Here is a 23,798-nt window from a genome sequence, read left to right as displayed (position 1 = left end):
GGACTACTGCTGGTAGGCGGGACTGTTGCGGTAGTCAACGTGCCAGGCCTTCGGCAGCCGCGCCAGCACCGGGCCCGTCTTCGCCTTCGGCCCGCTCAGCTCCGCCTGCATCGTGTTGTCTCCCACCCGGAAGCCATTGGCATACATCGTCCGGTCCAGCTTCCCCGCCGCCAGCAGCTCCTGCTCCGTGCCCAGCGTCAGGTTGTACACCTGCCCCGCGTACGCCTCGCGCTTCACCGTCGTCAGCGTCGCCGCACCCGCCTGCGTCATCACCCGGTCGCCCACCTTCAGCGCCGCGGCCGCCACCGCCCCCTTGGACGTCAGCACCGGGTGCGTCTCCGTCAGCAGCACCTGGTGCCCCTTGTCGTCTCCCAAGCGCACCAGCGGCTTGTCCTCTCCGCCCCGCGACACGTCCGTCACCGTCAGCAGCAGCCCGCTGTCGTTGGCCACCACCTTCTCGCCCCGCTGGATGGACTCCACCGGCACGCTCGTCCCGTCCGCACGGACAATCTTCGTCCCCTCCGCCATGCAGCTGTTCCACACGTACAGGTCCCACCGGCCCTGGGTCTTGCCGCGGAAGGTGAAGTTGCGGGGGACCTCACCCAGGCCGCAGTTGGCCCGGCTGTTGATGGTCAGCGCGAACTCCAGCACCTCGTTGGCGATGCGGGCCATGGTGCAGTCCCCCGACGAGCCAATGCCGTTGGCCTCGCTCGACAGGTTCAGCAGGCGGTTGATGGGAATGGTCCGCGTATCAGGGTGGCTGTTCAGATAGGCGACCATTTCCGCCGACAGGTCCACCGAGCTGACGCAGGTGCCGCCCCCGTACTGCTTGGTGAGCCGCAGCTTCGTGACCAGCGTGTTGACGGACTTGAGCTTGCAGTCGACCAGGGCGCCGTTGACCACTTCGGCCCCTGAGTCAAAGGTGAGCTTCAGGGGCACGTAGACCTTCGAGGAGTCGAAGGACGTCCCTGGCGCGAACCTGAAGACGGCCGCCGAGTCGCCCGTCCACGGGACCTCCGTCTTGCGGAGCGCCACCCCCACTGCATTGGCCGAGTAGGGCTGCATCGCATCGTTCACCACGGCGTAGTCGCAGTCCGTGCCACCGCGCAGCTGGCAGGAGTTGATGCGCGTTCTGGGCGCGGTGCTCGAGCTCGGGGCCAACCGGGGATGGTCGAGCGCAACGCCGACCGGGACGCTGGTCACCGCGTCCTTGGCGGACGTGAAGGTGATGACCTCCTCTCCGGTGTTCTCGTTCATCGCAATCATCATCGAGTCGACGATGATCTGCCGTTGCATGTTCACCGCCAGCTTCGGGTTGACGGACACCTTGTCGAAGTTCGTCCCCTTCGCGTACTCCTCATCCGCGGCCGAGGCGACGATGGTGCTGTCCGTCTCCGGGTAGTTGGAGTTGTACGCCACCACGTCCGCATAGATGTAGCTGGCGCCGTTGAGGCACGAGCTCACCGGGCCGCTCAGATAAGGCCGCTCACCGTTCACCGCGGCCTGGGTGTTCATCAGGATGAAGTGGTCGCAGCCCCAGGCGTTCGCCGTCAGCGTGGAGCGGCCGATTCCCGGCTCCCCGCGCGTCAGCGCCTTCTGCCGCGCCATGGCCAGCCGCTCGAACAGGCGTGGCGAGTTGCGCTGCGACTTCCCCGCCGCATGCAGCCGGTTCATCACGAACCGGTGCTGCGTCGGGTCCGCCAGGTCGATGCGGATGAAGTCCTCCAACTCCTTCGACTCCCGCTGGTCGAACACCCGCCGCATGTGCTGGGAGTCCGCCTTCAGGGTGGCCTGGTCCATTCCCTCCGTGAGCGGTCGCAGCGTTCCAGCCCAGGCCCCCGTCGTCGTCAACGCGGCAAGAGGCATTGCAGCGGCGCACAACTTCTTCCACTTAGACATGTACATGACTGCTCCTTGGGGTGTGAGAAGGCGTTCCCCGGACCGGGGTTCTTGAAAAGAGTTGGATGTTCCAGGCTGCGCTATTCGAAGGCGTTGCCGCAGACGGCGGCCGCGCCCTCGGAGAGGGATGACCAGACGGCCATGGCATGGCCGCCCGTGCTCAGTGCGACCTGGGGCCGGGTGCCGCTGCCACCACAGCCCGTGTCGAGATGTGTCGCGGGGCTCCAGCCCCTGCCCGCCACGTAGCGGCTGGCGGCAATCCGGCTCAGGGGGCCGTGCTCCTCTTCCCAGACGGCCACGGCATGGCCACGCGCGTCCACCGCCAGCTGAGGCGTGCGTGCGCTTCCCGCGTCATGGGTCTCCAGGACGAGCGCCTGGCCCCAGCCGGCGCCGGCCGTGTAGTGGTTGGCCAGGATGCTGTTGTGCGCCCCGTCGAACTGGGACCACACCACCACCGCGTTGCCGGCTGCGTCGAAGCGCACCTGGGGGTCGATGGAGTGGCCCACCAGGTCCGCGTCAATCGCGAGTGGCAGGTCCCAGCCCACGCCGGGCACGTACCGGCGGCCCTGGAGCGTCTGACGCCCGTCCTCCAGCCGCAGCCAGGCCAGCAAGGCCGTGCCGTCCGCCGCCACGTCCACCGTGGGGGCGGTGGTGTCCGCCAGCGCGTCGTCGAGCCGCTCGGGCTCGGACCAACCGGCGCCGTGCGAGTAGTGCCGGGCCCAGGCGGTGCTCTGGCTGCCGTCGAAGCGGGACCAGGTGGCCACCGCCTCGCCCGCGCCGCTCATGGCGACGTCGAGCTCCCAGGTGTCACCCGGGAAGGTCTCCACATCGATGTCGATGCGCTCCGCGCGGCTCCAGCCCTCCCCTGGCGTGTACCGCGCGGACCAGAGGTTCTCCGAGAAGCTGTCCAGGTCGAACTGGGACCAGACGGCCAGCACGCGGCCCAGGTCATCACCGGCGAGCTGGAGGACGGTGACATCACCGCCGTTGCGGCTGTCGACAGGCGCCGGCAGCGCCCAGCCCTGGCCGGGCAGGTAGCGGCTGAACATGAGGGAAGCCGCCCCGCGCTGCTGTACCCAGACCGCCACCATGGAGCCATCGGCCCCGGCGACGAGCTCGGGCGCATTCGACGTGCCGTCCAGGGTCGCATCGACGGCGCTGGTGGGCTCCCAGCCGACGCCGGGCGTGTACCGGCTGAACCAGAGGTCCTGACGGCGGCCCTCGGGCTGCACCCACACGGCCAGCAGGCGGCCGTGGGAGTCGAGCGCGAGCCGTGGCGACGCCGCCGGTCCCTCCACCTGACGGTGCACGTGCTCGCCCGCGCCCCAGGCACCGTCCCGGGTCGTGAAGCTCCACGCGTGGCTGCTCGCCAGCGTGGCCCCGCTGGCGCCGCGCACGCCCGCCGACACGGTGGCGGTGTAGTGGCCCAGCAGCGCCAGGCGCCGCGCGGGCGTGAAGGTGGCCACCTGTCCCTGGACGTCCACCGCGCCATCCACCGGCAGGTCGCCGTGCAGCAGCGTGAGCGTGGCCTCCGTCACGGTGGAGGGCTCCAGGTCCTCGGAGAACGTGACGGCCAGGGGCGACAGCACGTCGGCTCCGGCCGAGCCCGGCCCTGGCGTGGTGGAGAGGACCGTCAGCGCCGAGCCCGCATCGCCCGCGTCGACGTGCCAGGTGCTGGCGTCCGAGGGCATGGGGCCACGCGGGTCACCGGGCGTGTCTTCACAGCCCAGGACCAGGGCGACGCTCACGAGGAAGAAGCCCAACAGGGTCGTACCGCGATTCATGGAAGTTCCCATAAGAGGGTGCACTCGCGGTGCAGCCCGTGAGGCAGGTGGAGGAAGGACGGGGGATGGAGAGAGGGGCCCCGCCCCGGCGACGCGCTACCGCCAGGGCGGGGAAGCAGCGTGAGTCGCTACCGCTGGAAGGACGGGCTGTTGCGGTAGTCCGCGTGCCAGGCCTTCGGCAGCCGCGCCAGCACCGGGCCCGTCTTCGCCTTCGGCCCGCTCAGCTCCGCCTGCATCGTGTTGTCTCCCACCCGGAAGCCATTGGCATACATCGTCCGGTCCAGCTTCCCCGCCGCCAGCAGCTCCTGCTCCGTGCCCAGCGTCAGGTTGTACACCTGCCCCGCGTACGCCTCGCGCTTCACCGTCGTCAGCGTCGCCGCACCCGCCTGCGTCATCACCCGGTCGCCCACCTTCAGCGCCGCGGCCGCCACCGCCCCCTTCGACGTCAGCACCGGGTGCGTCTCCGTCAGCAGCACCTGGTGCCCCTTGTCGTCTCCCAGCCGCACCAGCGGCTTGTCCTCTCCGCCCCGCGACACGTCCGTCACCGTCAGCAGCAGCCCGCTGTCGTTGGCCACCACCTGCTCGCCCCGCTGGATGGACTCCACCGGCGCGCTCGTCCCGTCCGCTCGCACAATCTTCGTCCCCTCCGCCATGCAGCTGTTCCACACGTACAGGTCCCAGTTCCACTTGCTCTTGCTGCGGTAGGTGACAGTCCGGTTGACCTCACCCCGGCCACAGTTGGCCTTGGTGCTGATGGTCAGCGCGAGCTCCACCGCCTCGTTGGTGATGCGGGCCATCGAGCAGTCCGCCGCGGCCGTGCCGGCGGCCGGCGTCTCACGCGACAGGTCGAGCAGGCGGTTGACGGGGGCCGTCTGGTGGCCGATGCCGGCGTTGAAGTCCTGCTGCAGGTCGGCCGACGTCACGCACGTGCCGCCCTGGATGGTCTTGATGAGCCGCAGCTTGGTGACCGGCAGCACGGAGGTGATGTTGCACGCCGTCAGGTCGCTGCCCGCGTCGAAGGTGAGCTTCAGGGGAACGTAGACCTTCGAGGAGCTGAAGCTCGTGCCCGTGGGGAACGGGAAGAAGGCCGCTCCGTCACCCGTCCAGCTCGAGATGGCCGGGTTGCGCATCGCGATGCCCGTGGCGCTCGCCGCATAGGGTTGGAGCGCGTTGTTCACCACGGCGTAGTCGCAGTCATTGCCACCCCGGAGCTGGCAGGAGGCGATGCTCGGCTTCACCGCGCCGGAGAACCGGGGGTGCTCCAGGTTGACCGAGGCGGCCACGGTCGTCACCGCGACCTGCGACGCGGTGAAGGTGACGCGCTCCTCCCCCGTGTCCTCGTTCATCGCAATCATCATCGAGTCGATGATGAGCTGCCGCTGCCCGTTCACCGGCAGGCTGGGGTTGACCGCCACCGTGTTGAAGTTCGTCCCCTTCGCGTATTCCTCGTCCGCGGCCGAGGCGACGATGGTCGCGTCCGTCTCCGCGTAGTTCGCGTTCGTCGCCACCACGTCCGCATAGATGTAGCTGGCGCCGTTGAGGCACGAGCCCACCGGGCCGCTGGTGTACTGCCGCTCGCCACTCACCGTGGCGCCGTTGTCCAGCACCACGAAGTGGTCACACCCCCAAGCCTCCGTCGTCAGCGTGGAGCGGCCGATGCCCGGCTCCTTCCGCGTCAGCGCCTTCTGCCGCGCCATGGCCAGCCGCTCGAACAGGCGAGGAGCGTTGCGCTGCGTCTTGCCCGCGGCGTGCAGGCGGTTCATCACGAAGCGGTGCTGCGCCGGGTCCGCCAGGTCGATGTGGACGAAGTCCTCCGTGCTGGCCGGGGCCTTCTTCTCGAACAGCCGGCGCATGTGCTGGGCGTCGGCCTTCAGGGTGGCCTGGTCCAGGCCCTCCGTGAGCGGCCGCAGCGGCCCGGCCCAGGCCCCGGTCGCCGTCAGCGCGGCGAGCGGCAGGACAGTGGTGAACAACGACTTCCATTGAGACGAGGAACGGTGGGTCTTCATGGAGCTTCCTTCGGAGATACGGGGGTTGGGTTGAGAGACAGGGTCTGCGTGGGTGGAGTCAGTTGCAGATGTTGCACAGCGCCTGCGCCTCCTCGACGCAGATGGAGTCCCAGTTGCTGGAGCAGCACACGCTGTCGACTTCACAGACCGTGGCGGCGCAGGGGTGACAGGTGGCGGGCAGCGGTCCGCCCATGACACAGGTGCTGTGAGCGCAGCCGCGGGGCCGGTTGAGGAACTCCTCGAGGATGGCCTTGCGGTGCGGCAGGAAGACGTTGGTCAGCGCGGGGGAGATCTGGAAGCGCGGGCCCTCCGGCCCGTTCTCGGTGGACTCGGCCACGTGCACGAAGCCGAGCGAGCCGGGCCACTGGAGCCCGCCGCCCAGGTTGGCGCCGTTGCTGAGCTGGTGGCAGCCCGCGCACGACAGCGCCTGCGCCCGAGCGACCAGGTTCTCCGGCGTCAGCGTGCTGCCGAGGGCCGTCAGCTGCGCCTGCATCCTCGGCTTCACCGTGCCGCCGCTGCCGAACTGCGCGACGTAGTTGTTCTCGAAGGACTGCTGGTCGCTCTGCGCGCCGTTGAAGCGGTCCGGGACGGTGTAGTTGAAGGCGTTGAGGTCATTGACCGCCAGGCCCGCCACCACCGCCGGACTGGCCAGCAGGTCCCGGAAGTCCGCCGTGGTCGGATGCGCCGACCCCGGGCTGAAGAGCCCACCGAACGGATTCACCTTGTCCGTGGAGATGGTGGCCTTCAGCGTGCAGCTGGCGCCCACGCAGTTGCGGGTCAGCTTGAACTCACGGAGCAGCCAGTTGCCGGCCATGAACTGGTTGGTGCGCAGCTGGCCCGTGGCCCGCCCCGTCGCGGCGCCATAGTTGTCGAGGTGGATGACCGGCATGAAGCCCGGCAGGCCGTTGAAGTAGAAGTCCCTCAGCTTCGTGGCCCGGTCCGTGACCGAGTTGTTGATGGAGAGGCCCTCCCAGAGCTCCGCCACCGGGAGGCAGCCGTCCAGCCCCAGCGCGGGGGTGGGGTTGGGCAGCACCGCCTCGAAGATGACGAGGTTGCGGCCGCCACTGGGGTTCTTGGCGAAGACGATGCGGTATTCGCCGCAGTCGGAGCCGTCCGCCGGGGCGAGGTCGAAGCGCATGGCCAGCCCGATGGGCGAGTAGAAGTCACTGCTGCCCGGGTTGCTGAAGGGGTCGCGCTGCGCCTGGACGCCCTCCCCCGGACGGCAGGCATAGGGGAAGCCGTTGAAGATGGGGCGGTTGGCGCCATCCACCTGGTCGTTGCAGTGCTCGCCCAGGCCCAGGCCCGGCCTGGGGTTCTGCGTGTCCCAGAGCTGCCGGAAGAGCTGGAGGCTGGTCAGCCCGGGCACGCCACTCTGGGCCACGAGCTGGTCCATCACCGCCTTGAAGGAGAACTGGGAGAGGATGGCCGTCTCGGTGACGAACAACGAGCGGCGTGGATTGATGCTCACTCCCGCCATCGCGCTGGTGCGCTCGGGCGTGGGGACCGCGCCGATACCGCCGCGCTCCGAGTGCAGCCGCTCGACCTCGCGGGGCGGGGCCTCTACCGAGACAGGCTCGGCCCCGGGTTGCGTGTCACATGCGGACAGGAAGAGTGCGACTGGCAAAGCCAGACACACGGACAGGATACACTTCGACATGACGCCCCCTCGACCTCCATCCCTGATGACGGGACGGGGCCTGGATAAACAAGTCGGTGAGTACACGTGAGGAACAGGAAGGCCCTGCTCGAGACCGGGTGGGAGGCCGCCACCCGAGCGCTTCCTGGTTGCTGTTGATGGGCGCGGCTACTTCGCGAACGATTCAGCTCAGCTGCGGTGCGCCCAGGAAAGAGACGGAACCGTATTTATTTCCTTGGATTGTTTCGTGTATTTGCCGAAGCGGCGCGCCTCGTACCGCAGGGCAAATGGAACCCCAGGAGCACGCGACGTGCCAGGAGCCGTTCCCGACGGAGGACACCGCTGCTGCCTCGAAGTTGCGTCCTCTGACAACGCTGTTGCTTCCGCATGGGACGCAGGTCTCGTGTCAGCGAAAAGGGTATACTTCCAGCCCTCATCACCCCAGACAGAGCGAGTCATTGATATGGCTACAAAAAGCCTTGGACGCCGTCCGTTTCCCTTTTTCTTGATGACAGCGCTGGTGGGACTGACTCCGTCTTGCTCCTGGCTGAGGCCCTCGACGCAGGAGCCCCGGCCCGCGAAGGAGCATCGGGCCGCCGTCCACGACGCCTTCCACCTGCGGCGTGCGCATGAGGACTTCGTCCGGCTGGACCTGGCCGATGACGCGCACTACCAATTCGCCAGGAACAAGGTTCGGGAGGCCGCCGCGGCTGCAGCAGGCACCAGGGCCATGGGGGCCACCTCCAAGGAGGAGGCCTACTCCCACGCGATGAACGCGCTGGAGTCCGCGCGCAAGAAGGCGCTCCTCCAGAAGATGCCGGGCACGACCACGTCGCCAGCCGCGCCGAGCACCTGGAGCTGCGACCACTTCCTCACGGTGAAGGGCGGCGAGGCGCAGGACGGACAGCAGCCTTTCACCACCGGGGCGTATGCCACCTGCGAGGGCGGCGCCACCTACGTCTTCACCACCGTCACCGCGCACGACAGCGACGCCGACGGCAAGGAGCACCGCGTGCTGGCCAGCGGCGCGGGCGAGGAGCACCAGGACGGCAGGAGCTTCGACGACGTCGCCCTGAAGGTGGGCGTGCCGGCGGACCAGGGCCGGAAGCTCGTCGTCGACTCGATGATGATTGCCACCAACCAGAAGACGGGCGAGGAGCACATCTCCTTCGCCACGCTCGACACGGCGTCGTCGGCGCAGAACGCGACCTGGACGCTCCAGCACCCCCGCTTCGCCGGCCCGGCCCCGCATCCGCAGGACAACCTCACCACGTGCCAGCTCCGCGGCGGCTCGGACTGCGACTACGCCATGGTGTCGAACCAGTCCGGCACGCTGGCCCCCTTCAGCAGCCCGGCCTCGACGGCGGGGCTCGCGCTGCGCAAGACGGCCGCGCCCTGGGCGGGCGACCCCGACGCGTTCTTCCCCTTCTACCCGGCTGGCGCCGCGTTCGACACCTCGCACATCTACATCCCCGTCCAGGTGGACTTCGATGCGGGCCTCAAGGGGACCGACCCGTGCATCATCCAGTCCGCGGGCTCGCTGTCGCGGGTGCGGCTGCTCAAGAAGGTCTCGGGTGGTACCTGCTCGTCGAAGACGCCGAGCCTGCCGAGCGCCCTCACTCCGGGAGCGCAGACAGCCACGCTCACGCGGCTGGTGGACGTGTCACAGCTCGCGCCCGACTTCATCCCTCCCCCAGGCTCGACGGCTCCCAACCCCTGCACCATGGAGCGCATCATCAACGAGCCCGTGGACCTGCTGATCAGTCTGCAGGCCTTCGTGAAGTGCGGCAACGTCACGGAGAGCCGGATTGTCAACATCTCCAGCCCCGCGCTGACCAGCAGCCCCTTCCACCTCAACGTCCTCAACAGCTGCATGGCGGAGGGCACGCGCATCACCCGCGCCGACGGCGAAACCACGCCCATCGAGCAGCTCCGAATCGGAGACACGGTCCGCGCCAGCGCGGACGGCCGGGTGCTCACCATCCGCGACGTCATCCATGGCCACGAGCCCAAGCCCCTGGTGCGCCTGCGCGACACGCAGGGCCATGAGGTGCGGCTCACGGAGCAGCACCCGGTGCTGCTCGCGTCCGGCCGGGTCATCGCCGCCGTGGACGTGAAGGTGAAGGACACCGTGCGCACCGAGCGGGGCAGCGCGGCCATCGTCTCCGTGGAGCGCGTGCCCTACGACGGCAGGGTCTTCAACCTGGTGCTGGGCACCCCGGAGGAGCTGGCGACGGTGGGCCCGAACGAGCGGACGATGTTCGCCGACGGCGTCCTCGTAGGCGATGACGCCATGCAGCGGGAGCTGGGTGCGCCTCGACAGGCTTCACGGGAGCGCGCGGCCCCGGCCATGCGTCGATAGCGCGTCACCGCGGGCATCAGGTGCCGCTCCTCGAGGGCCTCCGACAGCAGCAGGACGGAGGCCCCCGCCGCGTCAGTTATTGACGTCGTTCACGACGTTGACGACCTGACCCGCCGCTACCGGATTCCCGTCCTCGTCCTGGAGGTCGAGCGCCCGGGTGGAGACGACCCACACGTCCAGCGTCTCGTCGTTGTCGACGTTCCCCGCGCACGCCGCGGTGATGGCGCACTCGGGGCACTCGCCGGACAGCCCGACCTGCGCGGAGACGTCCGGGGGCAGGTCCGACAGGGAGATGGGCCCCTGGGTCGCGAACTTGAAGGTGTCCACCCCCACCGCCACCGCGCCCTCCGCCGCCTCCGCCTGCGCCTGGGTGCGAGCCTCCATCGGCCCCTCTCCCGCGAAGTACGCGTAGCGATTGCCACGCTCGGGCGCGAAGCCCACCTTCGAGAAGACCGGCTCGTAGGTCTGCGCGGAGGAGTACTGCGACGCCTGGGCCGCGTACCAGCCCTTCAGGTACATCTTGCACTCGGCCTGCTTCGCGCGCGCCTGGAACTTGAGGAAGTTGGGGATGGCGACGGCGGACACGATGCCCACACACGGGCAGAGCAGCAGCACGCCGACGACGCCCAGGATGATGTAGAGCGTCTTGCGGCTGGTGCCCCCCGCCTGGACGGTCGTCACATTGCCACAGGCACAGGTGAGGCCCGAGCCCGGCGCGAGTCCCGTCACGTCGAGCGCACGGCCGCACTTCGGGCACTTCATGGTCGCCATCTGGAGAGTTCCCCTTCGGACCGGCGCTCCACCGCGCCGGGGGAGGAACCATACATGCCCTCGCACGCACCCCGCGAGCCCGCGCCTCTCAGGTCCCCTCCACCCCACCGGCCGGACCGGAGTCGCCCCGATGGGGCCCCATGAGGGCTAGAGTGGCTCCGTGCCGAAAGCCCCCCTCGACCTGGATGCGACGCCCGAGCGCCTGCGCGCGCTCGCGGATGCCGGTGTCCTTCCGCCCGCCGCGCTGGAGCGCGCCCACCACCTGGCCGTCGCCACGCCCTCGCGGCCCCAGTGGCGCGGCTTCCTGTCCACCTCGCTGATGGGGCTGGGCACGCTGCTGGTGCTCTCCGGCGTCATCTACTTCTTCGCCTACAACTGGGCGGCCCTGCACCGCTTCGGGAAGCTGGGCCTCATCGCGGTGGCGATGACGGGCACCGCGGTGGCCGCCTGGCGGCTGGGAGAAGGGCTCGCGGGACAGCTCGCGCTGCTGGCCTCGGCGGTGCTCGTGGGCGCGCTGCTGGCCGTCTACGGACAGGCGTACCAGACGGGCGCGGACCCGTACGAGCTGTTCGTCGGCTGGGCCATCCTCATCCTTCCCTGGGTGGCGCTGTCCCGCTTCGCGCCGCTGTGGCTGTTCCTGCTGGTGCTGGTGAACACCGGCGTCGTCCTCTTCTGGGCCCAGGTGCTCGACGGGGACGAGGACACCGTGTCATGGCTCGCCGTGGCGCTGGGCCTGCTCAACGGCTTCGCCTGGGCCACGTACGAGCACTTCGCCAACGTGCGCGTGGCCTGGCTCCAGCGCCGCCTGGTGCCCCGGGTGCTGGCGGTGATGACGGCGGGCCCGCTGCTCGCGGCGGCGGTGGTCTTCATCGTCGCGCCGTCCGAGGTGGGCCCCGGGGCCGGGGTGGCGCTGCTGCTCGTGCTGGCCACGCTGGCCGCGGAGTACGCGCTGCACCGGCACCTGCACGGCGAGCTCTTCCTGCTCACCCTGGGCGTACTGAGCGCGATGACGCTCGTCACCACGGCGGTGGGCCGCTTCCTCTTCATCGACACGGACGCGGAGGAGCTCAGCCTCTTCATCATGCCCTTCGTCGTCATCGGCGAGGTGGCGCTCGCGGTGTGGTGGCTGCGCAACGAGGCCCGGACCACGGGCGTCACGGAGGAGTCCTGACATGGCGCGCCGTCCCTCGCTGCAAGACGTACTGAGCGGGCTGCAGGCGGAGGGGCACCTGGCCCCCGACGCCCAGGAGCGGGCCCGCGCCACCATGGAGGTCTACCAGCGCACCGACATGGCCACGCCCTGGTTCGTGAAGGCGCTCGCCGGCTTCGGGGCCTGGGTGGCCGCCGGGTTCCTCATCAGCTTCTTCGCCTGCGTCGGGCTCTGGGACAATGAGGTGGCCGTCATCATCCTCGGGGTCATCTTCGCTGGCGTGGCCACGGGGATGCGGCGGTCGACCCGGGGCGTCTTCCTGGAGCAGCTGGCGCTGGCGCTCTGCCTTGCCGGGGCGACGATGGTGACGGCGGGCATCGGCGAGGCGACGAACAGCGAGGTGGCCGCGGCCGTCGTGCAGCTCCTCGTGGGCGCGGTGCTCGTCGCCGTCTTCCCGGATGCCATCCTGCGCTTCCTGATGGCGCTCGGCATGGCGGCGGCGGCGGTGTTCCTGCTCTGGAAGGGGCTGGGAGAGCTGGGGATGCAGCTGGGGCTGGTGGGGTTCGCCGTGCTCGTCCACGTGCTCTTCCTGGACGGGGCCCGGTGGCGGCGGGGGCGCTGGGGCGACGTGGTGGGCCCCGCGGCCTACGCGCTGGCCTGCGGCATCATGAGTGCGCTGCTCGCGCTGTGCTTCATCGGCATCTTCGACCGGCCCTTCCACGAGGAGGGCATCTCCACCCCGGACCCGCTGCTCACGCTGGGGCTGACGGCGGTGACGCTGTACACCGCGTGGCGGGTGATGAAGGAGCTTTCGCTGGAGGCCTCGGGCGTGGCCGGGGCGGCGGTGTTCGTCGCGCTGGGGCTCATCGCGCTGCTGACGCTGCACACGCCGGCCGTCATCGCCGCGGTGGGGATGATGGTGCTCGCCTTCCACCGACGGAGCACGGTGCTGCTGGGGCTGGCGGTGGCGTTCCTGCTCGTGTCGGGCAGCTGGTACTACTACGACCTGAGCCTCACGCTGCTGGCCAAGGCGCTCGCGCTGACGGGCAGCGGGCTGGTGTTCCTGGGTCTGCGATTGTTCCTGCTGCGGCGCTTCCCCGCCGCGACGGCGGAGGTGCGGTGATGCGCGCGAAGATTGTCTTTGGCGGACTGGCGCTCGCGCTCCTCGTGCCCGCGGGGCTCGTGGCGCAGAAGGAGTATGTGCTGGCCACCGGCCGCACGGTGCTGCTGGAGCTGGCGCCGAGGGACCCGCGCTCGCTCATCCAGGGCGACTACATGGTGCTGGACTACGCCGTCAGCCGCGAGCAGTGGGAGAACGTGACGCTGCAACCGGACGATGGGTACCTGGTGCTGCGCCTGGACGAGCAGGGCGTGGGACGCTTCGTGCGCTTCGACTCGAAGGAGACGCCGCTGGCGCCCGGAGAGTTCAAGCTGCGCTACCGCGTCCGCCAGCGCCGCGTGCGCCTGGGCGCGGAGTCCTTCTTCTTCCAGGAGGGCCACGCGGAACGGTACGAGCGGGCGCGCTATGGCGAGCTGAGCGTGGCGGGCAGCGGCGCCAGCGTGCTCGTGGGGCTGCGGGACGAAGCGCGCCAGCCCCTGGGCGGCGACGAGCGGTGACGGGGCGAGGCGGCAGCGGCTTCGCCCCCGCGGGCGCACCCGGGCTCCAGAAAGACAGCCTGACTTCACGAAAGGTTTTGTCTGCCTGAAGCATTGCACCGCAGACGCAAGCTCATCCTGTCTCGATTGAGTTGAGATAGATTGGGCCCGGGACGCGCGTTGCGTGGAGCCGTCCTGATGTCTGTGAAATGCCACGAGCCTGGAGACGACATGAAGATGCTGAAGATGGGGCTTCTCGGCCTGATGCTGGGTGCTGGCGCCGCCTTCGCCACCGCGACGGTGGGCAGCGAGGAAGCTGTCGCCGCGCCGTGCTGCTCGTCATGTGACGAGGGGTACGCCTCCTGCGTCGAGGCGTGTACCGACAGCGCCTGCGTCACCCAGTGCCGCACGGACTGGAACTGGTGCTTCCGCCGCTGCAGCTTCAGCTGCTAGTGGCCTGACGCCTTCCCCGGGCCGCCGCCTCGCGGAGCAGGGTGGCGGCCCGCCTCCCACCCCACCCCTTCCCACGACGCGAACGCACGGGCCGCTTGCCCTCGCCCCGGCTTTCGTGCATCATCTTGTTGATTTCGATAATCAAAATCAAAATCAGGGAGACGAGATGCTCGGACAGGGATGCGGCAAGACGGTGCTGGCGCGAGGTCCGTGCGCCGAGGTGACGCGATGCACCTGCGGGCACCTCCACCTGGCGATGGGGCCGGTGACGATTCGCGTGGAGGAGGACGTGCTGCGCGCCATTGGAATGACGCTGCTGGAGGCGATGCAGCAGCTGGGGCCGGTGGAGTCGTCCCCGGACGAGGACGCCTCGCCCTCGTCGCCGCATCCCCACGCCGCCGGAGGGTGGAAGCAGTGAGCGACGCCGGCTCCTTGCGCATGCCCCGGACGGAGCAGTCCGCCCGCGTCCGCCGCCTGCCGGACACCGAGGGCCCCGCCCGCGCCCCCGGCGCCCTGCCCCTGTCCGTCCTGCTGGAGGAGGGCACGCACAAGGCCCGTGAGCAGGCGGAGCGCTCGCTCTTCCTGCAGACGCTCTTCCAGAACGCCTGGGACGGCGGCGTCTACGGCCAGTTCGTCCGGGCGCAGCACTACGTCGCCTACCTGCGCCAGCTCCACCACCTCTACAGGGCCTACGAGGGCGTGCTGCCGCGCGTGGTGGACTCCCCCATGACGCCGGTGCTGCTGCTGCCGGAGCTGCGCCGCGCGGCCGCGCTGGAGGAGGACCTCCTCTACTTCTGCGGCGAGACACGCACGGACACCTTCGCCTGCCGGGAGGCGCGGCTGCACGCGGAGCGGCTCCGGGAGGTCGCCGAGGCCGCGCCCCACCTGCTGGTGGCCCACGCCTGGGCGCGGTGCATGCTGGACCTGTTCACCGCGCCGGCCCGGGCCCGCGTCGTGGCGGAGGCCTTCGAGCTGGAGGACGGCCGGGGCACCCACTTCCACGGGGCGCTCACCGAGGCCGAGCTGGCGCCCTTCCGCGTGCGGCTGCACTCGCGCATCGACGGGCTGGAGCTGGACGAGGATGAGGCGCGGGAGGTCGTCCACGAGGCGCGGATGGCCTTCCGCCTCCATGCGCTCGTCTGCGACGAGCTGGCACGCGGCGCTCCGGGCATCGCCACCCGGGCGCCGGGGCTGTTCCGGTAGGCGGGGGGGCGGCTCAGGCCGCCTCGTCCTCCGACAGCAGGTCCGCGAAGGGCGAGGACGCCTCGCCCAGGGCCTTGTAGAGCGCCTCCACCTTCTCCAGCTCGCGCTTGAGCGCCTTGTGGTGGTTGCGGTTCTTCACCAGGCTCTCGCGGCCCAGCAGCCGGAAGCCCTCGTCGCGCCCCACCTGGCGGATGGCCATGCCCAGCACCATCCCCCGGAAGGCATCCGCGAGGTCCAAGTCCAGCGGGGCATTGCGCTTGCGCGCCTCCGCGACGAAGGCCTGCGCGGCGGCCCGCAGCGCCTCGGGCAGCGGCTTGCCGCCCGGGGCCTGCTCGTACTCCAGCGCCCGCGCGACGTGCTTCTCCTCCAGCACCAGCTCGCCGGTGGTGCTGGTGTGCTCCACCATGGCCAGCGTGTAGGCCCGGCGGACGATGTTGTCGAGCTGCCGCAGGTTGCCCGGCCAGTTGCCGCCCACCAGCAGCTGCTCCGCCTCCTGCGTCAGCCGCGCCAGCCCGTCATGGGCGCGCTCGCGGTGCCGCCGGCTGACCATGTACCGCGCCCACATGGGGATTTCGTCCTGCCGCTCCTGCAGCGCCGGCATGCGCACCGGCAGCACGTTGACGCGGTAGTAGAGGTCCTCGCGGAAGCGGCCCGCGCGCACCTCGGCGTGCAGGTCCGCGTTGGTGCCGATGATGAAGCGCACGTCCGCCTGCCGCTCGCCGGTGCCCTCGCCCAGCGGCCGGTAGCTGCGCGACTCCAGCAGGTGCAGCAGGCCCGCCTGCGCCTTGAGCGACAGCTTGTCGATTTCGTCGATGAACAGCGTGCCGCCGTCCGCGCGCGCCACGCTGCCGGGCGCGTCCCGCACCGCCCCCGTGAAGGCGCCCTTCTTCCAGCCGAAGAGCTCCGCCATCTGGAGGTCCTCCGGCACCGTCACCAGGTCCAGCGTCTCGAAGGGCTTGCCCCGGCGGTTGGAGCGCTCATGGCACCAGCGCGCCAGACGCGACTTGCCCGCGCCCGTGGCGCCGCTGATGAGGATGGTTTCATCCTGCAGCGCGAAGACGCGGAGGATGGGCAGGAGCTCCGCCATGGAGCGGCCCACCACCGGGAGGTACTCGTCCACCTCGGGCGTGGCCACCGGGCGCTGCGGCAGCCCCGCCAGGTACGGCGCGGCGACGTCCGCCAAGAGCTGCAGCCGGTCCCCCGCCCCCAGCCAGACGAACTCCTGGCCCATGGCGGCCAGGCAGTCGGCCTCCAGCGAAATCATCCCCTCGATGCTGCCGCCCGGCGTGCGCAGCGGCAGCACGCACACGTGCGTCGCATGGCGGCCGAGGAAGCGCTGCCGGCTCTCGTTGCTGTGGAAGCCCGCCAGGCCGGGGTCGCCCGTCACCGGCGCGTTGGGCGCGTGCGGCTGCACCGTGCCCACGTTGACGTCGATGGACACCGCGCACCGGTGCTCCACCACCGCGCGCCAGGCCGTGGCCGACGTGAAGAACGGCGTGCCCACACTGGCATCCGTAATCTCCGTGGCGCCTACATCCAGCGCGGCGAGTCGCCGGTAGGCCTCACCGGGCCTCAGGTGGACGATTCCGCGGAGCACCCGGGCCCGGGCTGCGTACCGACTGGACGCAACCGCCTCCTGGGCCGCGGCCAGCATCCGGCGCAGGGTGGCCGCCGCCGCGGTCTCGAAGTCCTTCGCTCCGCGCAACGCCGTCAGCAGTTGCGCCATCTCCTCGTGCATCCACTCGCCTCCGTCCGGAGCCATCCGACCACCCGTCAGGGCCGCATCGGAAGGAGCAAGTGTAGCGGAGATGAAGAACGCGGAAGGAGCGGCCCCTCCTTCCGCGTTCTCGGACCTCAATGACTGCGGGGCACGTCAGTTTCCCGCCGTGCCATGCGCAATCCCCTTGCGTGGTTCGTGCCAAGGCCCTGAGTCCGGGGACATTCGAGTGTTTTCAAGAGGATGGCCCGAAGAGGGGCGTGGGAGGGCGTCGGGGCGCGTCCAGGCAGGACGCGGGCGCGTTCCAGCCGAACGCGGCTGCGTTCCCGGCGGACGCAGCGCGGTGTGCCCGGTATGCTCTGCCCCCCTATGACGGCTCCAGTGCGGCTCCCGACCCTGCCCGGGGTGGGGGCGACCATCGGTCCCTACCGGCTCCTCGAGGTGCTGGGGCAGGGAGGCATGGGGGTCGTCTACCGGGGGGCACACCCGGAGACGGACGAGGCCGTGGCGGTGAAGACGGTCCGCGCCGCGTCGGAAGTCCCCCTGGCCAGCATCCGCCGGGAGATTCACGCGCTGCGGCGGCTGCGGCACCCGGGCGTGGTGCGCATCGTCGCGGAGGGCGTGACGGACGGGCTGCCCTGGTACGCCATGGAGCTGCTGCGCGGGCAGACGCTGCGCGGCGACAGCCCCGACGTGGACGCAGGGCCGATGACGCCGGAGCGGCTGAAGGCGGCGCTCACCCTGGTGCGGCGGATGTGCGGGCCGCTGGCCTTCCTGCACGCCAACGGCATCGTCCACCGGGACCTCAAGCCGGAGAACGTCTTCTTGCGTCCTGACGGGACGCCGGTGCTGGTGGACTTCGGCATCGCCGCGCGCTTCGGCGGCTCGCGGGGCCGCGAGACGCTGGACGTGAGCGGCACGGTGGTGGGCAGCGACGCGTACATGGCCCCGGAGCAGCTGCGCGGGGACTTCGTGGACGCGCGCGCGGACCTCTACGCGCTGGGCTGCATCCTCTACGAGCGCCTCACCGGCCGCCCGCCCTTCCTCCCCGGGCGCGAGGGGCCGGTGCCGCACCAGCACCTGCACGTGGCGCCGGTGCCGCCGTCACAGCGCGTGGAGGGCATCCCCGAGGCGGTGGACACGCTGGTGCTGTGGATGCTGGCGAAGAAGCCCCAGGCGCGGCCTGGCTACGCGGGCGACGTGGCGGCGGCGCTGGAGGCGCTCGGCGCGGAGGGCGGCGGAGAGGACGGCACCGCCCCGAGGACGCCGACCTACCTTTATAGACCCGACCTGGCCGGGCGCGGCGGCGAGCTGGCGCGGCTGGTGGAAGCGCTGGACGCGGCGGCGCGCGGCCAGGGCGGGCGCGTGTTCCTGGGCGGCGAGAGCGGCGCGGGCAAGACGCGGCTGGCGCTGGAGCTGGCGTCGGAGGCCGCGTGGCGGCGCATGGCGGTGGTGACGGGCGAGTGCGTGCCGATGGGCGTGGGCGGGCCCGAGGGGCACATGGCGCCCCTGCAGCCGCTGCGCTCGCTGCTGCTGGCGGTGGCGGACCGGTGCAACGAGCGGGGCGCGGAGGAGGCGAACCGGCTGCTGGGGCCGCGCGGGCGCGTGCTCGCCGCGTACGAGCCGTCCCTGTCGCAGCTTCCCGGCCAGCGCGAGCAGCCCGAGCCCCCTGCCCTCCCGGCCCCGGAGGCGCGCGCCCGCGTGCTGGCGGCGCTGCGCGACACACTGCGGGCCTTCGCGGAAGTGCAGCCGCTGCTGCTGGTGCTGGATGACCTGCAGTGGGCGGACGAGCTGACGCTGAGCTTCCTCCAGGAGCTGGACGCCTCGCGCCTGGCGTCGCGGCCCGTGCTGCTGGTGGGCACGTACCGGATGGACGAGATGGGGCCGACGCTGCTCTCGGTGGTGGGCGCGTCGGACGCGGTGCGGGTGGAGGTGGGCCGGCTGGACGCGGCGAGCGCGGGGGAGATGGTGCGCGGCATGCTGGCGCTGCGCGAGGTGCCCCGCCCCTTCGTGGACGCGCTGGTGCGCGAGACGAGCGGCAACCCCTTCTTCATCGCCGAGTACCTGCGCGCCGCCATCGGCGCGGGGCTGCTGTTCCGCGCGCCCTCCGGTGAGTGGCTCTTCGAGGCGGCGGGCACCGCCGGCAACCGGCCCCTGCCCCTGCCCGGCAGCATCGTCGAGCTCATCGAGCGGCGGCTGGCCGACCTGGGCCCGGAGGGACGCGCGCTGGCGGAGGTGGCGTCCGTGCTGGGCCGCGAGCTGGACGCCGAGCTGCTGCTGGCCACCGCCGCGCTGCCGGAGCACGCGGGACTGGAGGCGGTGGAGGAGCTGCGCCGGCGGCAGGTGCTGGAGGAGTCCGGAGGCGGGCGGCTGCGCTTCGTGCACGACAAGCTGCGCGAGGTGGCCTACGGGCACATCCCCGCCGGACACCGCCGGGCCCTGCACCTCAAGCTGGCCGAGACGCTGGAGCGCCGCCACGCGGGCACGCCGGAGGCGGGGGCGCAGGCCGCCGCGCTGGCCCACCACTGGTCTCGCGCGGGAGTGCCCGCCCGCGCCAGCGGCTGGTTCGCACGCGCCGGAGACAGCGCCCGGGACGCCTACGCCAACGGCGACGCGATTGCGTTCTACGGGGCCGCGCTGCGCGAGGCGAAGGCCGCGACGGACGAGGCCGCGGCGGCGTCCACCGGGAACGCGGGTGCGTCCGCGCCGGACGCGCCCATGCTGGCGCTGGACCGCGTCTGGGAGGGGCTGGGCGAGGTGCTGGCCTTCACCGGCCGGCAGGCCGAGGCCCGCGCGGCCTTCATGGAGGCCCTGGCACGCATTCCGCAGAGCGAGCGCGTCCGTCGCGCCAACGTGCTCCGGAAGGTGGGCAGGTCCTTGCAGACGCACCATGAGAACGAGGAAGCGCTGCGCGTCTACGCGCGGGCGGAGGCCGAGCTGGGCCCCGCGCCAGGCCCGGCCACCTCGGAGTCCGGCGAGCGCGAGTCGGCGTGGTGGCGAGAGTGGGTGCAGCTGCAGGGTGAGCGCATCACCGTGCACTACTGGCTGGCGCAGCTCGAGGAGATGCGCGCGCTGGTGGACGGCGTGCGGCCGCTGGTGCGCACCCACGGCACGCCCCTCGAGCGCGCGCGCTTCTTCAATGCCCTGGTGCAGATGCAGCTGCGTGGCGAGCGCTACCAGGCCTCCTCCGACACGGTGGCGCACGCGCGGGCCTTCGCGGAGGCGGCGCTGGAGGCGGGCGGCGACGCGGAGCGCGCGGGGGCGCGGTGCGTGCTGGCCACGGTGCTGCTCTTCCACGGCGCGCTGGCGGAGGCGCAGGCCGAGATGGAGGTAGCGCTGCGGGAGGCGGAGCACCTGGGGGACGTGACGCTCCAGACGCGCTGCCTCACGTACCTCACCTTCATCCTCCGGCTGCGGGGCCAGGTGGAGCCGACGCGCGAGGCGACGGCGCGCAGCCTGGAGATGGCCTCCACCGCGAAGATGGCGGACTACGTGGGCGCCGCGCACGCCAACCGCGCCTGGGTGGCCCTGCGCGAGGGAGACCTGCCCGCGGCCCACGCGGCGGGCACGGAGGCGCTGCGGCTGTGGCAGCCCCTGTCGCTCGTGTATCCCTTCCAGTGGCTGGCGCACTGGCCGCTGCTGGCGGTGGCGCTGGAAGCCGGACAGGTGGCCGAGGCGCTGGAGCACGCGCGCGCCATGCTGGCCTCGAATCAGCAGCGGCTGCCGGACGCGCTCACCGCGCCCCTGGCCGCGGCGCTGGCCTCTGGGGACGGGGAGGGTGCGCGAGCACCCCTGCGCCAGGCCAGCGAAGCCGCGCGCGAACTCTGCTATCTGTAACTGCGTGACTGTCGTTGTCGACCCACGCTTCGGGCGCCTGCCCGGGGCCGTCCCCTCGAGGTGAATGCATGGTCGCAAAGAGTGACAGGGAGTACGTCTACCTCTTCATCCAGCCCAACGACGTCAACGTCCTGGAGGGCTTCACCACGGACCTCGCGGTGATGGGCGTGCCCCGGGACGCACCGAACCAGCCGGAGAACGTGACGCGGTACGTGGACCTGAAGGCCGTCGCCGAGCCGGCCGGAGAGAAGGACCGGCGCTGCAAGGTCAAGATTGTCGGCCGCAACGCCGACGACACGGCGTTCGTGGTGAAGGGCGCAAAGCCGCGCGCCGACCCCGCCGAGCTCATCGCGACGCCCGTCAAGGACAGCCCCCTCCCCGCCCACCTGGAGGCCCGCGCGAAGGTCTGGGTGGACGAGTCGGACCTGCTCGTCTACGCGCCGGACGGGCGCATCTACTGGCTGCACACGAAGAAGTGGATGAAGGCGAAGTCCTTCGACCCGAAGGACCTCAAGGACCTCAAGAAGCTCTCCAAGGCCGTGCTCCCCCTCCTCAAGAACGAGGCGGTGGTGGCCAACATCCCGCACAGCGCCAGCGCCACGGAGGGCGAAGGCACGGGCGAGGTGGCCCCGGCGGCGGGCGCGGAGCCCGTCACCTGCTTCCTGCTCAACCTCAACAGCATCCTGATGAGCTACTCGCCCAGCAAGACGCTGCCGCCGGGGCACCAGGACGCCTCGCCCCTCTCCGCGAGCGCCCGCCGCACGCGCCCGGGCAAGAAGCGCTGATGCGCGACGCCGCCTCCACCGCGTCAGGCTCCACCGGCACGCCCAAGGGCTTCCGCCATGGCACCCACCGGGTGGTGTCCCCCCAGGCGACGCTGGAGCGCGTGCGCCGGCTGATGCCGGCCCTGGGCATCACCCGCATCGCCAACGTCACCGGCCTGGACACCATTGGCATCCCGGTGGTCATGGTGACGCGGCCCAACGCGCGCTCGCTGGCCGTGTCCCAGGGCAAGGGGCTGACGCTGGAGGCAGCGCAGGCCTCCGGGCTGATGGAGTCGGTGGAGGGCTACCACGCCGAGCACGTCTCACTCCCGCTGAAGCTGGCCACGTACAACGAGCTGCGCTTCCGCGAAGCCGTGGTGGACGTGGCCGGGCTGCCCCGGCTGTCGGTGAGCCTCTTCCATGACAACTGGAAGATGTTGTGGGTGGAGGGCGTGGACCTGATGAGCGGCAGCGCCGTGTGGCTGCCCTTCGACCTGGTGCACACCGACTACACGGTGCCGCTGCCCACCGGCAGCGGCGCGTTCCTGATGAGCAGCAACGGGCTGGCCTCCGGCAACCACCTGCTGGAAGCCACGCTCCACGGGCTGTGTGAGGTGGTGGAGCGGGACGCCACCGCCATCTGGCACGCGCGGGGGGCGCGGGGGCAGGCCGGCACCCGGTTGGACCTGGACACGGTGGATGACCCGGCGTGCCGGGAGGCGCTGGAGAAGTACGCGCGCGCGGGCGTGGCCGTGGGCGTGTGGGAGACGACGAGCGACGTGGGCGTCCCCGCCTTCACCTGCTCCATCGTGGACCGGGAGCTGGAGCCGCTGCGCCCCGTGGCGGTGGCCGGCGGCATGGGGTGCCACCCTTCGCGCGAGGTGGCGCTGCTGCGCGCGCTGACGGAGGCGGCGCAGAGCCGGCTGACGCGCATCAGCGGGGCGCGCGACGACCTGCATCGCAAGGCGTACGAGGCGGCCCGGGATGGCGTCGCGGCGGAGCGGCTGCGGGCGCGGCTGCGCGAGGAGCCCCCGGCGCGCCGCTTCCAGGACGCGCCCTCGCAGGACGGGGCGACGCTGGAGGAGGACCTGGGCCAGGTGCTCGGAAGGCTGGCGGCGGCGGGGGTGTCCCAGGTGGTCGCGGTGGACCTGACGAAGCCGGAGCTGGACGTGCCGGTGGTGCGCGTGGTGGTGCCGGGCCTGGAGCCCACGCACGAGGCGCCGGGCTACGTGCCGGGCCCCCGGGCCCTGCGGGCGAAGCGGGAGCGCGAAGCATGAAGGTGTTCATCTTCACCGGCCCCACGCTGCGTGCCGAGGAGGCCCGCGCGGAGCTGGAGGCGGTGTACCTGCCCCCCGTCCAGCAGGGCGACGTGTACCGGGCCGCGCGCGAGGGGCCGCTGGCCATCGGCATCATCGACGGCTTCTTCGAGCACGTGCCGGCGGTGTGGCACAAGGAGATCCTCTGGGCCATGTCCGAGGGCGTCCACGTCTTCGGCGCCTCCAGCATGGGCGCGCTGCGGGCCGCGGAGCTGGCCGCCTTCGGCATGGAAGGCGTGGGCACCGTCTTCGAGGCCTTCCACCGCGGCGAGCTGCAGGACGACGACGAGGTGGCGGTGGCCCACGCGAGCGCCGAGGACGGCTGGCGCCCGCTGTCCGAGGCCATGGTGACCTTCCGCGCCACCCTGGCGGCGGCCCAGGCCGCGAACACGGTGCGCCCCCAGACGCGCACCACGCTGGAGCGGGTGGCCAAGTCCCTCTTCTACGTGGAGCGGACCTGGCCGCGAGTGCTGGCGGACGGCGCCCGGCAGGGCGTGCCCTCCCCGGAGCTGAAGGCCCTCCAGGCCTGGCTGCCCTCGGGCCGCGTGGACCCGAAGCGCGAGGACGCCCTGGCCCTGCTGCGCGCGATGCGGGCCCGGCTGAAGGCCGGACTGGCACCGAAGGACGTGCGCTTCCCCTTCCAGCACACGGATGCCTGGGAAGAAGCGCGACGCCGCGCGAGCCGGCTGCCCCTGCGCCATGACACCCGGCCCCTGGAGGGCGTGGCGCCGGAGGCCCTGCTGGACGAGCTCCGCCTGCGAGGCTCGCTGGGCGAGGCGCGGCGGGCGGGCCTGGCCCGGGCCCTGGCCGTGGAGGAGGCACGGCGGCTGGGACGGGAGCCGGCGGAAGAGGAGCTCCAGGCCACGGCCGAGTCGCTGCGACACGAGCGCAACCTGGCACCTGACGCCTTCGAGCGCTGGCAGGCGGAGCAGCAGGTGGACGACCTGGGGCGCCTGCTGCTGGACGAGTCCCATGTCCGCTGGGTGGAGACGCTGCTGGAGCCCGATGTGCTGCGGCACCTCGCGGACCACCTGCGCCTGACGGGCGAGTACGGCGCGCTGCTGGAGCGCGCCCGGGACAAGCAGCAGGTCCTCGCGGAGGCCGGGCTGGCGACGCCCCGGCCCGAGGACGCGGGCATCACCGAGGACATGCTGTGGCGCTGGTACTTCGAGGAGCGCCAGGGCCGGCTCGTCCCGGACGCCCTGGGCCGCGCCGCGCGCGAGGGCGGCTTCGCGGACGTGGACTCCATGCGCCGGGCCGCGCTGCGCGAGCTGTGCTACGTGCTGGCGAAGGCCGGGTAGCGC

17 protein-coding genes are annotated in these 23,798 nt (G+C 71.4%); 11 read left to right on the top strand and 6 right to left on the bottom strand.

The window, feature by feature from the left end:
• Positions 1 to 3 precede the first annotated feature (3 nt).
• The 4 genes from LXT23_RS43065 to LXT23_RS43050 all read right to left on the bottom strand — a co-directional run bounded on the left by LXT23_RS43065 (position 4) and on the right by LXT23_RS43050 (position 7,346).
• On the bottom strand, positions 4 to 1,800 hold the full coding sequence (locus LXT23_RS43065) for a Hint domain-containing protein (RefSeq protein ID WP_253986317.1): 1,797 nt from the start codon (positions 1,798 to 1,800) through the stop codon (positions 4 to 6).
• Positions 1,801 to 1,979: 179 nt separating this feature from the next.
• Positions 1,980 to 3,683 carry an Ig-like domain-containing protein gene (locus LXT23_RS43060; protein WP_253986316.1) on the bottom strand — a complete coding sequence of 568 codons (1,704 nt, stop codon included), beginning with the start codon at positions 3,681 to 3,683 and terminating at the stop codon, positions 1,980 to 1,982.
• A 128-nt stretch (positions 3,684 to 3,811) separates the two neighbouring features.
• On the bottom strand, positions 3,812 to 5,689 hold the full coding sequence (locus LXT23_RS43055; RefSeq protein ID WP_253986315.1) for a Hint domain-containing protein: 1,878 nt from the start codon (positions 5,687 to 5,689) through the stop codon (positions 3,812 to 3,814).
• A gap of 58 nt (positions 5,690 to 5,747) precedes the next feature.
• On the bottom strand, positions 5,748 to 7,346 hold the full coding sequence (locus tag LXT23_RS43050) for a hypothetical protein (RefSeq protein WP_253986314.1): 1,599 nt from the start codon (positions 7,344 to 7,346) through the stop codon (positions 5,748 to 5,750).
• Positions 7,347 to 7,845: 499 nt separating this feature from the next.
• Between LXT23_RS43050 and LXT23_RS43045 the strand changes: the two genes are divergently transcribed.
• Positions 7,846 to 9,687, top strand: a complete 1,842-nt coding sequence (locus LXT23_RS43045) for a Hint domain-containing protein (protein WP_253986313.1) — start codon at positions 7,846 to 7,848, stop codon at positions 9,685 to 9,687.
• 72 nt (positions 9,688 to 9,759) lie between these two features.
• Here the strand turns inward: LXT23_RS43045 and LXT23_RS43040 are convergent, their stop codons facing one another.
• Positions 9,760 to 10,458, bottom strand: coding sequence for a fimbrial protein (locus LXT23_RS43040; RefSeq protein ID WP_253986312.1), 699 nt, complete (start codon positions 10,456 to 10,458; stop codon positions 9,760 to 9,762).
• A 160-nt stretch (positions 10,459 to 10,618) separates the two neighbouring features.
• Between LXT23_RS43040 and LXT23_RS43035 the strand changes: the two genes are divergently transcribed.
• The 6 genes from LXT23_RS43035 (at position 10,619) to LXT23_RS43010 (ending at position 14,860) form a co-directional block, all read left to right on the top strand.
• Complete coding sequence (locus tag LXT23_RS43035; RefSeq protein ID WP_253986311.1) at positions 10,619 to 11,629, top strand: DUF2157 domain-containing protein; 1,011 nt, start codon at positions 10,619 to 10,621, stop codon at positions 11,627 to 11,629.
• Position 11,630: 1 nt separating this feature from the next.
• On the top strand, positions 11,631 to 12,731 hold the full coding sequence (locus LXT23_RS43030; protein ID WP_253986310.1) for a DUF4401 domain-containing protein: 1,101 nt from the start codon (positions 11,631 to 11,633) through the stop codon (positions 12,729 to 12,731).
• Positions 12,731 to 13,225, top strand: coding sequence for a GDYXXLXY domain-containing protein (locus LXT23_RS43025; protein WP_256561709.1), 495 nt, complete (start codon positions 12,731 to 12,733; stop codon positions 13,223 to 13,225). Before LXT23_RS43030 ends, LXT23_RS43025 begins: the two co-directional genes overlap by 1 nt.
• Positions 13,226 to 13,435: 210 nt before the next feature.
• Entirely contained in the window at positions 13,436 to 13,657 is a 222-nt protein-coding gene (locus LXT23_RS43020; RefSeq protein WP_253986308.1) for a hypothetical protein, read from the top strand.
• A gap of 166 nt (positions 13,658 to 13,823) precedes the next feature.
• A complete protein-coding gene (locus LXT23_RS43015; protein WP_253986307.1) occupies positions 13,824 to 14,075 on the top strand; it encodes a hypothetical protein in 252 nt (83 codons plus the stop codon).
• Complete coding sequence (locus tag LXT23_RS43010; RefSeq protein ID WP_253986306.1) at positions 14,072 to 14,860, top strand: biliverdin-producing heme oxygenase; 789 nt, start codon at positions 14,072 to 14,074, stop codon at positions 14,858 to 14,860. The genes LXT23_RS43015 and LXT23_RS43010 overlap by 4 nt, the downstream gene beginning before the upstream one ends.
• 13 nt (positions 14,861 to 14,873) lie before the next feature.
• Here LXT23_RS43010 and LXT23_RS43005 read toward each other — a convergent pair whose 3' ends face one another.
• Positions 14,874 to 16,622 (bottom strand): sigma-54-dependent transcriptional regulator, encoded by a 1,749-nt coding sequence (locus LXT23_RS43005; protein WP_407692952.1) that lies wholly within the window; start codon positions 16,620 to 16,622, stop codon positions 14,874 to 14,876.
• A 336-nt stretch (positions 16,623 to 16,958) separates the two neighbouring features.
• Here LXT23_RS43005 and LXT23_RS43000 point away from each other — a divergent pair, with 336 nt between their 5' ends.
• The 4 genes from LXT23_RS43000 (at position 16,959) to LXT23_RS42985 (ending at position 23,795) form a co-directional block, all read left to right on the top strand.
• On the top strand, positions 16,959 to 20,414 hold the full coding sequence (locus LXT23_RS43000; RefSeq protein ID WP_253986305.1) for a serine/threonine-protein kinase: 3,456 nt from the start codon (positions 16,959 to 16,961) through the stop codon (positions 20,412 to 20,414).
• A 68-nt stretch (positions 20,415 to 20,482) separates the two neighbouring features.
• Positions 20,483 to 21,199 carry a hypothetical protein gene (locus LXT23_RS42995; protein ID WP_253986304.1) on the top strand — a complete coding sequence of 239 codons (717 nt, stop codon included), beginning with the start codon at positions 20,483 to 20,485 and terminating at the stop codon, positions 21,197 to 21,199.
• Entirely contained in the window at positions 21,199 to 22,455 is a 1,257-nt protein-coding gene (locus LXT23_RS42990) for a YcaO-like family protein (RefSeq protein WP_253986303.1), read from the top strand. Before LXT23_RS42995 ends, LXT23_RS42990 begins: the two co-directional genes overlap by 1 nt.
• The gene (locus tag LXT23_RS42985) at positions 22,452 to 23,795 is read left to right on the top strand and encodes a TfuA-like protein (RefSeq protein ID WP_253986302.1); all 1,344 of its coding nucleotides are present in this window, start codon (positions 22,452 to 22,454) and stop codon (positions 23,793 to 23,795) included. Before LXT23_RS42990 ends, LXT23_RS42985 begins: the two co-directional genes overlap by 4 nt.
• Positions 23,796 to 23,798 lie beyond the last annotated feature (3 nt).

It is taken from the genome of Pyxidicoccus xibeiensis (assembly GCF_024198175.1).
Taxonomy (GTDB): Bacteria; Myxococcota; Myxococcia; order Myxococcales; family Myxococcaceae; genus Myxococcus; species Myxococcus xibeiensis.
Note: the sequence above shows the minus strand (reverse complement) of the source record. Positions and strands in the feature narration are given on the sequence as shown.

What these genes read in the sequence shown, in the direction of transcription:
- LXT23_RS42985 (WP_253986302.1), top strand. Translation starts at nt 22,452, where the DNA reads ATGAAGGTGTTCATCTTCACCGGCCCCACGCTGCGTGCCGAGGAGGCC.
- LXT23_RS43030 (WP_253986310.1), top strand. Translation starts at nt 11,631, where the DNA reads ATGGCGCGCCGTCCCTCGCTGCAAGACGTACTGAGCGGGCTGCAGGCG.
- LXT23_RS42995 (WP_253986304.1), top strand. Translation starts at nt 20,483, where the DNA reads ATGGTCGCAAAGAGTGACAGGGAGTACGTCTACCTCTTCATCCAGCCC.
- LXT23_RS43025 (WP_256561709.1), top strand. Translation starts at nt 12,731, where the DNA reads ATGCGCGCGAAGATTGTCTTTGGCGGACTGGCGCTCGCGCTCCTCGTG.
- LXT23_RS43020 (WP_253986308.1), top strand. Translation starts at nt 13,436, where the DNA reads ATGAAGATGCTGAAGATGGGGCTTCTCGGCCTGATGCTGGGTGCTGGC.
- LXT23_RS43060 (WP_253986316.1), bottom strand. Translation starts at nt 3,683, where the DNA reads ATGAATCGCGGTACGACCCTGTTGGGCTTCTTCCTCGTGAGCGTCGCC.
- LXT23_RS43040 (WP_253986312.1), bottom strand. Translation starts at nt 10,458, where the DNA reads ATGGCGACCATGAAGTGCCCGAAGTGCGGCCGTGCGCTCGACGTGACG.
- LXT23_RS43015 (WP_253986307.1), top strand. Translation starts at nt 13,824, where the DNA reads ATGCTCGGACAGGGATGCGGCAAGACGGTGCTGGCGCGAGGTCCGTGC.
- LXT23_RS43055 (WP_253986315.1), bottom strand. Translation starts at nt 5,689, where the DNA reads ATGAAGACCCACCGTTCCTCGTCTCAATGGAAGTCGTTGTTCACCACT.
- LXT23_RS42990 (WP_253986303.1), top strand. Translation starts at nt 21,199, where the DNA reads ATGCGCGACGCCGCCTCCACCGCGTCAGGCTCCACCGGCACGCCCAAG.
- LXT23_RS43005 (WP_407692952.1), bottom strand. Translation starts at nt 16,622, where the DNA reads ATGGCTCCGGACGGAGGCGAGTGGATGCACGAGGAGATGGCGCAACTG.
- LXT23_RS43050 (WP_253986314.1), bottom strand. Translation starts at nt 7,346, where the DNA reads ATGTCGAAGTGTATCCTGTCCGTGTGTCTGGCTTTGCCAGTCGCACTC.
- LXT23_RS43065 (WP_253986317.1), bottom strand. Translation starts at nt 1,800, where the DNA reads ATGGACCAGGCCACCCTGAAGGCGGACTCCCAGCACATGCGGCGGGTG.